Source organism: Dehalococcoidia bacterium (genome assembly GCA_035528575.1).
Classification (GTDB): domain Bacteria; phylum Chloroflexota; class Dehalococcoidia; order E44-bin15; family E44-bin15; genus DATKYK01.
Genome location: DATKYK010000040.1, coordinates 54183 through 67531 on the forward strand (window position 1 = coordinate 54183; position 13349 = coordinate 67531).

At 51.8% G+C, this 13349-nt stretch carries 9 protein-coding genes and 1 pseudogene; 1 reads left to right on the top strand and 9 read right to left on the bottom strand.

Annotation, left to right across the window (positions count from 1 at the left end):
- Positions 1-2: 2 nt before the first annotated feature.
- Positions 3-101, bottom strand: a pseudogene (locus VMX96_09885) (RCC1 domain-containing protein).
- A gap of 639 nt (positions 102-740) precedes the next feature.
- Here VMX96_09885 and VMX96_09890 point away from each other — a divergent pair.
- Positions 741-962, top strand: a complete 222-nt coding sequence (locus VMX96_09890) for a hypothetical protein (GenBank protein ID HUU64208.1) — start codon at positions 741-743, stop codon at positions 960-962.
- A 260-nt stretch (positions 963-1222) separates the two neighbouring features.
- Here the strand turns inward: VMX96_09890 and VMX96_09895 are convergent, their stop codons facing one another.
- The 8 genes from VMX96_09895 to VMX96_09930 form a co-directional block, all read right to left on the bottom strand.
- Positions 1223-3589 (bottom strand): pyruvate formate lyase family protein, encoded by a 2367-nt coding sequence (locus VMX96_09895; GenBank protein HUU64209.1) that lies wholly within the window; start codon positions 3587-3589, stop codon positions 1223-1225.
- 286 nt (positions 3590-3875) lie between these two features.
- Positions 3876-4154, bottom strand: a complete 279-nt coding sequence (locus tag VMX96_09900; protein ID HUU64210.1) for a 4Fe-4S binding protein — start codon at positions 4152-4154, stop codon at positions 3876-3878.
- Positions 4155-4156: 2 nt separating this feature from the next.
- Positions 4157-5548, bottom strand: coding sequence for an NAD(P)/FAD-dependent oxidoreductase (locus tag VMX96_09905; GenBank protein HUU64211.1), 1392 nt, complete (start codon positions 5546-5548; stop codon positions 4157-4159).
- A 71-nt stretch (positions 5549-5619) separates the two neighbouring features.
- Positions 5620-7185: an FAD-binding oxidoreductase gene (locus VMX96_09910; GenBank protein ID HUU64212.1), complete on the bottom strand. Its 1566-nt coding sequence runs from the start codon at positions 7183-7185 to the stop codon at positions 5620-5622.
- A 30-nt stretch (positions 7186-7215) separates the two neighbouring features.
- Positions 7216-8502 carry a (Fe-S)-binding protein gene (locus VMX96_09915; GenBank protein HUU64213.1) on the bottom strand — a complete coding sequence of 429 codons (1287 nt, stop codon included), beginning with the start codon at positions 8500-8502 and terminating at the stop codon, positions 7216-7218.
- A 20-nt stretch (positions 8503-8522) separates the two neighbouring features.
- Positions 8523-9983, bottom strand: a complete 1461-nt coding sequence (locus tag VMX96_09920; GenBank protein HUU64214.1) for an FAD-binding oxidoreductase — start codon at positions 9981-9983, stop codon at positions 8523-8525.
- A 27-nt stretch (positions 9984-10010) separates the two neighbouring features.
- Positions 10011-10802, bottom strand: a complete 792-nt coding sequence (locus VMX96_09925) for an electron transfer flavoprotein subunit beta/FixA family protein (protein HUU64215.1) — start codon at positions 10800-10802, stop codon at positions 10011-10013.
- Between the two features lie 794 nt (positions 10803-11596).
- Positions 11597-13096: a phosphoenolpyruvate carboxykinase gene (locus VMX96_09930; GenBank protein HUU64216.1), complete on the bottom strand. Its 1500-nt coding sequence runs from the start codon at positions 13094-13096 to the stop codon at positions 11597-11599.
- Between the last annotated feature and the right edge of the window lie 253 nt (positions 13097-13349).

Sequence of the window (13349 nt, forward strand, 5' to 3'; positions counted from 1 at the left end):
TTCCAGCTCCCCACGTCGCACTGGCCATAGCCGTTGTCTCCCACGGCGACCACGGTGCCGTCGGACCTGAGCCCCACCGTGTGCGTGTCACTTGCGGCCACCATGGCACTGCCAACATCTGCTCTGGCTTCCCTATTACTAAACACACTATGAAGAGCGGGTATGGCTGTACTGACCAATATGAATATGACCAACACCAGCGTAATAATGGCCTTACGACAATAACTAGGGGGCTTACAGTTCATATGGATTCTCCTCATTATCTTGCAACAGGAGCCGAATATCTATAGTTAGTGTGTCTAGATCACTTATGGAAAGTAGGGGAATAATATACCATGGCTCTTTAATCTGTCAATACATATAGAGCAAGCCTGATAGCTCAGAGTGCTGGAACAGGCTATCAGGCTCAGGGATATAGGTTGTGGGCAGCCTCATCGTGCAACAACAGCCATGTGGATGGCCATTATTGCAAATCATATGGGAAGCAAGCGGTCCTCAGGTAGCCCCCTGTAATCTGCTTTGCTGTGCTCCTCGGTCTGTACCCAATAGGCCAATTTCATCGTGTCCAATCTGAACCAAGAAAGTAATTACTTCATATTCTTTCCCAAAGCATCTTTTGTAAAGCATAATATTTGTAGCAAGTTTGATTTAGCTTTGAAAATTATCACTTCAGGCAACACCAAAGGACATTTTGTGCAATCTTAGCAATATAGCAGAGCTAGCATTTAGAGGGGTGAGCAATGAGGAAAAGTGGATCAATCAGCATCGATGATCTCTGGCGTAAGGGGCCTTTAGGCGTTGTAACGGCTTGTAAAGAGGAGATATTTGGTCTCAAAGGGTCTTTACTGGCGACATGTCGTCAGAGCGGGCTTGGCTTAGACGCCTGGAAGGAAGCGCTGAGGTTAACTCTCGAGGAGCTAAAGAGTATAAGAAGACGAAATAAGAGGGATGACCAATTATAGCTTACAAGAAGCTGTATGCTTTTAATTTTCAGTATTCACTGCACTTTATGGACAACCGTGCAGTAGATGGCCACAGTATCCGGATGTCGGATAGAGGGTGATTCCGGAGGCGATGGTCTAGTATCCAAACCCTCTAAGAGATTGGTTGCGGAGTCTAGCACTGTTATTAAATAGATTCTCCCTGCTGTGCCTTCGATAATGGTAAGACGTTGGAGATGATTAAGGGGGAACCGAAAGATGAGAAAGGGGACGACGTCAATTTATACCCCAAGTCGTGTCCGGGCGATAATCTCCTGTTTGGCGGCCTCGGGAAGGTCATCGAAATACGCGCAGTAACCCGATACCCGCACTACCAGCCCCGGGTACTTGCCGGGGTTACGTAGGGCATCCTCCAGCATCTCCGGGTCGAGCACGTTCAGTTGCATCTCCATTCCACCTGAATCGAAAAAGCCCTTCACCAGAGCGGCCATTATATTCACTCCTCGATCACCGGCGAGGGTATTAGGGTCGAAGCGCAGGTTCAGGGCGTAACCGTTGGGCGCCAGGGTGGAGTCTACGTGAGCCACCGAGTTGAGCAGTGCAGTGGGCCCCAGTCTGTCACGTCCGTTTGAAGATCCCAGGCTGGCTGCGAACGGTTCCCCGGCACTTCTTCCGCTGGGTAGAGCGCCCACTCTGCGCCCGAACGCCACGTGACATGTCACCGAGTAGAATCCAGGCACATAGGGGCCTCCACGCGTGTTGCGGTGTCGAGCCAGAGACGAGTGGAAAATCCGCGCTGCTGTATCGGCATAGCCATCGGATAGCTTATGGTCGTTCCCATACTTGGGGGCGTTGAGCAGCATGGCCTGGATCTCAGGATTAGAGGCGAAGTTGTCGCGCATTGCCTTAATTATCTGGGACATGGTATATTTGTGGCGCTGGAAAACCACCTCATCGAGGGCTGCCAGTGAATCAGCCACGTCTGCTACCCCTACCCCCTGTATACCGCTTGAGTTAAACAGGGCTCCCCCCGCAGTAACATCTTCCCCCGACTCAAGGCAGCCATCCACCAGCATGGAGGATAGCGGTGTGGGATGGTAATCACGGTTCCCTTTCTCGATTACCTGCAGGTCACCTATCATACGCGCTACCATATAATCCACCTGCACCCGGAAGGCATCAACCACCTGGTCGATGCTGGTAAAAGAGGTTGGGTCAGGAGTGGCGGCGCCCACTCGCCGGCGACCCTTGAGTCGCCTCCCACGATTGAGTGCAAGCTCAAGGCTGAGCGGAAGGTTGAAGAGCGCGGCATCTGTGGAGAAAAAGCTATTACCCGGCAGGGCAAGCTCCACGCATCCCACCACCCCGTAGTTGCGTGCCTCCTCCAGGGGATAGCCGTGTGAAACGAGGGAGGCTATAGCCGCCTCATCATTGAAGAGCGCAGGCACCCCGTTGCCTTTCATCGCCACTTCCGAGACCCGTCTGATGTAATCCTGGGAGGAACTGGCGTGAACGCGCGCCTGGTAGTTGGGATCCCGCAGGCCGGACTCCTCCATTACGTCGAGAAAGAGATAGGTGAGATCGTTTGCGGCATCATTCCCCTCTCGGTCTATACCGCCTACAATCGCTGCCTGCACCACCAGGAAGCCGCCGTGGTACTGGCTGACCTTCTCCGAGAGGAGGAAGACGTGCTCGGTCGCCTTGGCAGAGAAGCAGAGCAGAAGCTCGCCAGCCTGCTCCCGGGTGATTCTTCCTTTATCCAGGTCACGCCTGTAGTAGGGATAGAGATACTGGTCCATCCTGCCGAATGAGATAGCGGAGTTAAGCCCTTCCAGGTTTACCGCCATATGGGTTAGCCATAGGGACTGCAGGGCTTCGTGGAAGGTCTCCGCTGGGCCGTGTGGTACCTTGTAGCAAATGCGCGATATTTCGTTGAGCTCGGCGGCGCGCCCGGCATCCTTTTCCTCAGTGGCTAGGCGCTCGGCCTCCTGTGCCAGACGCCTGGCAAATTCGACCAGACCCTCGCAGCAGATGCGCGATGCCCGGTGGAGGTCCCCTTCTTTTCCCTCCATAGCCTCCAGGTAACCCTTCACGCCAAGCTTGAGCATCTTTTCATAGTTGGGAAGAAAGTGTCCGATACCACCTGCTTCGTTGATAAGGTAGAACGTAGCATTAAGCTGTTCTACTACGTAGCGCAGTAATTGTGGGAAGTGCGGAGAGAAGGCCCGAAGGGGCATGTTGCGAACGAGCCAATAAGGGAAGACGCGAAAGAGCAGCTTTAGGCGGTCGCGCCAGGCGATACGCAGAGGATTGGTCTTCCTCCTACCTATCCATAGCAAGTCGCTGCTTAAAAAAACACTGCTCAGCTCAGGTTGCATAACGCATGAGATGCGCTGGCTGCCCACATTTCCTACGATCAGCTCTTCAGGATAGATACGCACCAATTTGTGTCTCAAGAGATGGCGTAGGGCCTTAGCCTTGCGAATCACCATCGGCTCGGCTCGATTGTCATGGTGCCTGAAGTAATCGCTTATGAGGTATGCCCGCTCCGGGCATAGGTAGACCGGTGTGGAGAGCAACTCCTGCTTTATGCGCTTGAAGCGCTCCGATTCCTTTTTGCCCTCAATGGTTTTTGCAGTTTCTCTCACGCCATAACCCTACCTATGCAATTATAACATGCCGCGGGTTCTCTATGTGTGCGCATTTATAAAGAGAGTATCTGGTATAGCATGTACTGAAATGACTTAGAAAAGTAAGTATAGCAAATTAGACGCTTTATCGGAAACCGGGGATGAGCTCGCTAGCAATAGGTAAGAACCGGCGGCAGGCCTGCGGTGTGCGTGAGCAAAAGGATGAATGCCCTTATCTGGTCGGGGACTGCGGCTCAGACGCCGGGATATACAGATACTACCGCTGCAAAGGAGAGTGCTTGTATCAGCCCCGCTGGTAGACGATCCCGTATCCACCTGGAGGGAAGGTGAAATCGATGGCGTCGTAATCGCATACGGCATAGCACGATGCACACTCGGTACAGAATTTCTTGTAGGCTTTTTCTAGTATTGCCTTGCCGTCTCGGATCTTCCACAGGTTCATACCACAGATTATCACGCAGTTCTTGCACCCTACGCACTTTTCATGATCGACCGAGATAAAATCTACCGGCGACTCGATCACTGTCACCAGGTCTCTCTTTTCTATCGAATACTTCTCCATGATTACTCTCCTCCTGCAGGTGGCTGCATCATACCCTTCAGCATGGGGGCCATCATCTTGGTGCCAGCGAGGAAACCCTTAATTTTATATCTGGAGGCTTCTTCGGCTATAGGGAAGTAATAGCGCGACATGAAAAGCAGTTGCGGTATCATGTCCACCATAATCGCCGGTACTCGCAACATGCCATGTGCATGTGGTTCGGCAAAGGTCAGCATACCGTAGAACATGGCATCGGCAAGGTTGTCGAAGAGGTCAAAGAAGGTCTGTGACGTCCATGCAGCAAAAAAGTCTCTAAGCACGGTGCCGGATGTAAAATCGACACCCACTGGCGATGCCTTCAGTTCCTCCATGTATTGTTTGAAGTATTCCTTGGAGAAATCACTATCCTGGTGAGCTCGCACTGCAACCTGGGCGGCAAGCCGCGACGAATACATTGCCTGCCACACGCCCTCAGCCATGAACGGCTCCGGCACTCCTGCGGCGTCCCCGGTAAGCATCAGACCACCGCTGTAGATCCTTTCATTGAACGTCTTTAACCACGGTAGGAAGTGTAGCTGGAACTCGCGAGGATGGGCACGAGTGGCTTTGATCAGGCGCTGAATGAAATCAAGTTGAACATTATCTATCACTGATCTGGTTGATAGGTTTCGGCCTGCGTCGATTTCGCTCTGTAGCGTCTTCGCTGGGCGGGAGCCGATGTGAAATCCGTCCCGGCAGATAGTGCAGTATCCGCCGCGGTCTGGGCCCATAAATATATGGACATTGGTGTCGCCGCAATATTCGGCAAGACGCTCCGGATCTGCCTCGAAGTCTACAGTGGAAAGTACGGTTATCTGGTCTTTATCCCATCTCTTTCGAATCCCAGCCTTATTGGCCATTAGGGAGTGCGCGCCGTCGGCCGCGATGACCACCGGCGCACGGTACTCGTTTCCATGATGGTCAACTACACCGACAATGTTCTGCCCATCTTTGATTACGTCATGCGCCAGGGTGGCGAGCTTGAGCTCCGCACCGGCCGAGGTGGCTTTGTCCGCCATCCACTGGTCGAACTCAGGCCGGTACATTATCTGCACCATGTATTCGCTGGCCTGGGGATAGCTGTTACGCTTTGGAGGAGTCAGACCCCAGGTTAAGCGATCAGAGTTGGATGGCGTGGGCTCGACTATATGCATCACTCCGAACTTGGTCGGCCACAACGATGGTACGTCCAGATCCTTAATGTAATCGAAATCCCGAGCGGCCTTAGGCGCGAGGCCAAAACCAGACGAGTTTTTTTCGCCGCAGAAGCGTCCCCGCTCGAGGATGACCACCTTAAGACCGGCATCCGCTGCTTCCTTGGCAGCAGCACTTCCTCCCGGTCCGCCGCCCACTACTATCAAATCATAGTTACTCATTTGGCCTCCTTCCCTGAGTTGCGGAATTGATAGATACTAGGGATGTAGTTTGAAGCTTCATTGCACCTCCTTTATTCATCCGGTGATATGTAAGCAGTAGGATCGCACGTATTGTTTGGATCCAGCTGCTTTTTGATCTCGCGCAACCACGCATCATAATTAAAGCACGCAGGCCCGAACACGCCGTGCTTGCCCGTCCCCACTTGCGATATCTGGAAAATGGGCGAACCCAGCCCCTGTTTCAGGCATGTCTCGTTCGATTCCGCCAAGTACTCAAGTGCTCCTTGCGCGGATTCACTGTCATGATGGTCATACATAATTAGCACTTCAGTATAAGCTAGATGGCCCTGCTCAAACAATAGGGTCGCGGAATTGTCGCCCCCGTCGTCCATGATCACGCCCCTCTTGATGTACTTTTCCTTTAGTCCCGCTCCGGCCTTGATCTGGTTTATGGCCAGGTCTACGGTATCCATCGCTCCGAACGAGGTATTGAAGCCCCCCGCACTACGGAAGCACGAGCGTACAACCGCATCCACCTTGAGCACGGTAATGGCGGTTTGCTCCTGCATCTCCTTGGTTTCAGACATGGGGGAGACCTGACCGTCAGTCTCCTCCAAAACCTGTGCAAGAACCTTTTGCTGATAATCAAACTCCCGCTCTGAGTTGCCGAAGATCACAAACAAGAAGGCATATTTGAGCACCTGCTGCATCATGCCTGATTGCCACATATCAACGTAGTTCTTGCCGGAAGTCATTTGCAAGCCCACGAACGCAGGGGTCAGCCTGCAGATGAAATAGCCGATCTCCGACTCGCCAAGCTTGTAAGCTGCCTCGGCAAGCTGGTCAAGGCTGGGGAAGCTGAACAGCGAGGCCTTGAAGAACTGGAGCGGCTCTTTAAGCACGTAGTTGGGAGGGGCGTTCTTCATCTCCAGTTCAGGCGGTCCGTTCCAATGAAACAGCTTGACTGCGCACTTGGTGAACACCCCCAGCCCTCCCCACGCTCCTTCCCAGCCCCGCATAATCCCCCTCATGCTGGGACCTGGCCCATCGCCACAGAACCAGCCTGCATCCGCTCCAAGTGATCCTAGCTTGAGTACCTCACCCGTGGGCAGCACCCACTCGACGCCAAGGAGATTGCGGCCGCTGTAGCCCATGCTGAGTCCATCAGGCCCGTAGCCAACCACTGAAGTTGCGCTGGCAAGTACAGAAGTGTTGGAGCCCGCTCCGATAATGTGGCAGTTGAGCCCCTTCTTCATCGCTTCTACCTGGAGTTGCATACAGATCACGTGTGGTTCGACAACCGCAAACATGTTTTTCTCGTCAATCTCAAGAATGCGGTTCATGCGGCGCAAATCCAGTAGTACCGCCCCTTCGACTCCTGGCAGGTTGTGGATGCCCCACCCGGTGCTCATGGCCTTGAAGACTATGTGGTGCCTATTGCAGATTTTGGCGACGGCAACCACCTCCTCTGTGCTCGCAGGCATGAGCACGGCCTCGGGCGAGATGTCGGCCCACACGCCTTTATTGTTACCAAAAGGCTGGTACATGTATGACCTGAGCACTGCCGGGTCACCAGAGATGTTCTCCGGTCCTACTACGCTCTCGAATGATTTGTATACTTTTTTGGCAAGGGACATGTTCGCCTCCTGTTCATCAATGATCCGTTGTTATAGCGCTTGTTTCACAAGTTCCACGATATCGTAGACCATCAGGTGATCGCCAGATTGAGCAATGGCATCCTTAAAATTGCGCTCGCACCAAGGGCAGGCGGTCACGATCGCTTCAGCTGCCACTGACTTAGCCTCCTTGATCCGCTCAGATGCAGTCCACAAGGCAAAGTCATCCATGGAAAGCTTGACTCCAGAGCCAGCTCCACAGCACCAGGAGTATTCCCTTATCCTCTCCATCTCTACTAGCTCGATCCCCGGAACCCTCCTAATGATGTCGCGGGGAGGTTCGTAGACCCCTTCCCAGCCCCGATGCACGACCTTTTCTGGCTCCCTCAAGATGAATTGGCCTAGCACCTTTTTCTCCACACCCCTCCAGGGCACGTACTGCTCGGAGTTGCGGCCCAGGTTACAAGGGTCATGATAGGTGACGCGTGCAGGGATGCTCTTGGAAAGCTGCAGCTTGCCCTCTTTAATTAGCTCATCAAGGATCTGGGTGATGTGCAGCACCTCAAACTTCATCTCTTTGCCCAGTAGAGGATACACCGCCTTCATTATTCCAAAGCCACACGCGCAGGAGGTGACCACCCTTTTGGCGCCAGCGGCATTCCAGTCATCGATGTTGCTCTCCGCGAACTTGATGAATTCACCCTGGAAGCCCAGTTGAAAGGCCATACTACCACAGCATGTTTCATTGCTGCCCATAATGCCCAGGTCGATTCCCGTCTGTTTAAGCAGGGTCACTGCATCCCTGGCTATCGACGACAAATCTGGGTCGTAACAATAGAGACAACCCGCATGATAGATTACCTCCGCTTGCCCGCCCTGTGATAGGTCTCTGATGTTCAGGCCCTCGGCCCATTTGGCGCGGTCAGCCTTGGGCTGCATCATGGTATTGTCTTCCTTTCTCAGACTTTCGATAATCATAAGGTGCTCGGGCAGGAAATTGCCCATACTCACGAGGTGCGCACGGGTGGAGTATATCGACCATAGTACTTCCAGCTCGGAATTGTACTTGCACGAAGAATCACACGCGCCGCATGACGTGCAGCGGTAAACTATGTTCAGCAGTTCGTCCGTCACATCATCCAGTTTACCCTCAGCGAGGGCAAGTCCCAGTGCCATCCTGCCGCCACCAGAATACGAGTAGAAGTTATACCTGGCGATGCTGGGGCAGTTTTGAGAGAATCTCCAACTTTTCATCTGAGCCAAAGGTGGCCACTTACAGATCGAGCACCTGGCGCACCTCTTCATATCCCCAACGTAGTCATTGAGTTCAAGCAACATGTTCTCTCTCCTTTATCATTTTAGAAGAATAGTTTCCCGGGGTTCATTATGTCATTGGGATCGAAAATCTTTTTGATTTTTCTAAGCGCGATAACATTTTCGGCGTACTGGTTGCGAATCATTTCCGGCCAAGTCCCATAAGGCCTTGAGAAGAATGCCCCCTGGTTCATCATAGCTTTACTAGCTCTGTCGAATGTAACTCCTGCGCTTGCGCGTTCCGTTTTGCTAATCGAATCAAAGGCGAGGTTGAACTCTACATGACAGGATCGGCCCTGCTGGATCGGTTGTATGTATACGCCGATGCTGGTTGCGGGGAAACCTGTTTCGTTCGCGGCCTCACGCATGACCTTTATGAACTCGGGGGACCGATCGAGAGTAGTCAAGAAGAATATATCAGCGCTGTTGCCCCTGTAACGCAACTTCCAGTAGGGTTCGGGGCAAGGCTCACTCAGCGCTTTAAGAAGCTTTGTCGAATTTACCCCAGCAAGTGCGGTTACGGGATGAACGCCATGTCTTTGCGCAAGCTCCTTTATGTCTTTTGATTGGTAATCCACCCGCTCCTCGGGGAATCTATCGTAGCCGGCAACTACATAGATTAGGAGATACGGCGGCAGTTCAGCGCTGAGTTTCTCGATAGACTCCGAATCTTGCTCGAGAATCGAAGCCAGATTGAGCCGGTCTAGGACCAGACATTCGTCGCCTAGTTTAAGCCGTTGAATCCAGTACACAAAGTCTATGATTTCATTCACGTTCTCGCAGCCCACCATGAACAGTTCCTGGATGGACGGTAAAAGCTCCAGCCGGATGGTGGCCCAAGTGACAATCCCAAGCGTACCTTGAGCCCCCTGTATCACTCTGAACAGGTCGCTTTGGGAGGGGCCCAGAGGGCTCTTCTGGGCTTGCCCTGATTTCCACTGTTCCTCGAGCGTGCCAGGACCAGCCGCAGCTCCCGTCCTAAATAGGTCACCTTTGCCGAAAACGACCTCTATGCAGCAAAGCGGGTCGGACATATCCCAATGGCATTTGGGTACCAGGATCGGCTCCCGCTCAAGGTAGCTGGCGATGACAGATTTGGTAACTCGCGGAGCTAGCGGAATCATTAAACGCATACCTTGTTTTTCAATTTCAGGTTTGAGGTCGCTGAAAGTAACACCCGGTTCGACCATGGCCACGCGATTCCTGCGGTCGATACGCAGTATTCTATTCATCCGGCTCAGATCCACGACAACCCCTCCCTGGTCCGGGACGGTATCGCCCCGGAAGTGGGGTGGGCCGGAGCTCACCGGGATCAGGGGCGTGCCCGTCCGGTTAGCCCACTTCACTATCTCCTGTACCTCATCGACATTTTGGGGTCTCGCCACAAACTGAGGTTTCACCTGGCGAACGAAGCTCTCGTCCTTGGAATAGGCTTCAAGGGCCTCCGGCGTATCGGTAACATTCGCATCGCCTACAATTGCTACCAGCTCTTCTTTTTCAGACACTTCTCGCCTCCTTCTGCTCCGAAAGCTTTAAATAATCCTGGCCTCCCTGAGTCTGAGGGCTAGATTTGCTGCTGCTTCTTCCTCGTTATTGCCATTAACGATATCACATTTCGATTCCCTGTGCGGCATATAAAGGTCTATCATGCTCGTCCGCCTCATGGGTAATGCCGCAATGCCGAGGTCCTGACACCCCCAAACCTGAACAGGTTTATCCTGAGCAGCCTTAAGCTCTCGCAGGGCAACACTCCGTAGCTGACCAAGCTCATGGCTCACCGTAACCAGGGCCGGAAGGGGGGCTTCGACCACCTGGTAGCCATCCGAAACAACCCGTTCCACCCTCATCTTGCCATTATCGACCTCCACTTTTTGGGCTATGGTAACAGAGGGGATTCCCAGAATCTCGGCAATGCCGGAGCCAACCTGGCCAGCGTCGGTGTCGGCTGCCTGCCTCCCGGTAAGGATAAGGTCATATTTGCCTATCTTAGTAATAGCTGCGGCCAGTATGTGGGCTGTGGCATTGCCGTCTAAGTTGTCAAAGGCCTGGTCCTCTAGAATAACTAGCTCATCGGCGCCGGCAGCCAGACACTTCCTCAGCACAGCCCTGGCCAGCCTTACCCCCATACTGATAGCGGTTATCCTGCTCTGGTGAAATTCTTTAATCATGAGAGCAGCCTCCAGGGCATTCTCATCGTAGGGGTTTAGAACTGGAGGGATACCGGCCGCGGGAATAACACGTTTCGCCTCAGGGTCGATCTTGAAGATAGAAGGCGGAGCCTCGGGGTCAAGAACCTGCTTAATAGTAACAACGATATTCAGCACACGCTCCCTCCTGCTGCTCGATTAGGAGCCTTCCCTGCAGTAAGTGCCAGTTCACCGCAGTCCGAGAGTACCCAGGGGAACCTGTATATAGCGTCAGCATGACATAAAGTGGTAATCTAAACGAGAACTGGCTATTCGCCACCTACAAGGGCTGCCACCTGACCGATGGACAGCAGATAAGGATTAGTATGAGCATGCTAGCACTATGGATGACCTCTGTCAACGGTCAACGCGGCAGGCTGCAAGGCTCAAAAGGAGCGGACAGCTTTGGAAGCCTTGTACTGTTGTATTAGTTTGTTGGGGGGCTATATACTTCCAGGACAATGGGGTGCTGTAGCGGGTGGTAGTTCATGAAGTGGTTACAGGGTTAGAAAGGGAGCTCGCGCTTGGGAAAAGGCTCTCAAACCATGTAATATTCACGTCGAAAGCCTGAGTGGTGAGTTCTTAAATTAGTAGAGGACGTCTCAGTCGCAACAATGTAATATAGGGAAAATCAAATGGAGATACTCTTATGAACACCCGATTTTCTTGACTGGGGCGGGTGATGGGGTTCGAACCCTCGATACCTCGGAAGTTAGTGTATAAGTACTTTGTATTTTTTAAAAGCTAAAAATTCGATATAAATATTGAACATATCGGCTTTATATCCCCGAAATTACGTCGGGCGCAGGTCAAACCTTGTATATTGGTGATACGATGTAGTCTTATAAGTCAATTGGTTAGTCAGATATGGTTGAAAATTGAATTGGCTTAGGTTAAGAAAGCCTACGGTGAATAAAATTTATTAGCGAATATCATGGATTGATAGCGCTGATAATATCTCCATTCAGACCCGGGAATTGGCTAAGCCAGTTTAATCTTTCAATTTTCAAGCTCATTGATAGCTCAGTTTTCTGCTCATCGTCGTAGTAATTCCCGAGATCAAAGCGGTCCACTTCGATATCGGGTATGTCCACAGGCACCTCATATCCCCAGAAGTCATCTCTTGCCCACTTGATTTTATCTTTGGCGATCATCTCCATTATTTTTACTGAGTCTTTTACAGAGATCTTTTGCCCTCTAACCATGCCTCCAACAACTCCTGTGTTCAAGAAAAAGCACTGGATATCAGGATTGGCTCGGAGGATCTCAAGGAACATATTCCCCTCCTCCGTCCGTGAACCGACTATGAAAGGGTTTGTGCCCACCACTCTGAGCGATTTGCCTGCCTCGGTCGGATCACCAGCTGATGTCTCTACGGACTCACCGAGCATGAAGGCCGCTGCTGCCCATTCGGGACTGAGGCGGGCAACTGGAGGCATGATATCTTGTCTCCTAGTTATGAACACGATAAAATCCACCTTCTCCAGATCTACGCTGTTATCAGTAAATGCGATGTCCCTTCTCTTTACCATTGCACGTCCATTAGAAGTTAGACTACTGTCGAAGAAATCGACCTTTCCCGTCTTGGGATGTACGAAGACATTCTCCAATATAGCCCTGGGGCTCAACGCAGCCGAGTAGAGTAGCGGTTGAGAGCTAGGCTCCAAGCTATCCGTCTTTATATAAAAGGAGTCCTCAGTACCGACAGCGGTGCCATCCTCTGTGAATATGACTACGTCGTCTTGCCGAATGATAACTGTCTCGGGATAGCCGAGCCAGTGCGAATGGCAAGACAAGCTAGTTTTACCGGTCCCACTGAGGCCGAACAATAGAAAGCCGAAATCCCTCAACTCCTTGCCTCTGTATACGCGTAATATCTTGCTTGCCGCATGAAGACCTAGATGCCCCTGCTTCTTAGCCCAGTACATCACTTGCCTTAGCATGGCTTTCTTATTCTCACCCTTGTAGTCGCTTCCGAGGATGATAGTCAATCCGGCCGCAGGAAATACCAGTACCTTCTTCTCAGGCCACTCCGGCACTGTGAGTGCTACGAAATCGGGGTCCTTCCCTTTGGATGGGAATAGGGTATGGCCCCACATCAAAGGAAGCCTAGCGTACTCGGCCGTGACATATAACCTGCAGTTTCTCTTGAAACCCCGTGTTGAGCACATGACTCTGTCTAGTGATATTACCTCTTTCTTCTTTAAATACTCTAGGACATTATGGATAAGCTCCGTGTCCTCTTGATCTGGCTGGTCCAATATTACCTCGGTTAGTTTTGCCATTCTGTTTCGCACTTTAGTCGTTACAGAGAGGTTGCCAAACTCACTGATGATCCCGCCGTGTTCTAAGGCCCAATTACGAAGACTTCCCTCAGTAGGATTATCTATGATCTTTTTAGGCTCGAACCTTTTTCCCAGTATATGCTCCATTTTATATCCTGCTACCCAGTACTATATAATATTCTTAAGTTAGGACGCAAGCCGTATACAATTGTACCACGTAAAACAACATTTAAATGCTTCTATTTCGGTATCGACCCAACTGTGTGACACCCATATCAGAAGTTACAGAGTCGGTGTTTCATACCTGCATATGGATGGCAATAGCGAATTCGACACCATAGACAACTAGTATACTGTGAGTTCGCATATATTGTATATTGCTATTGTGTGAAAAAAGCCG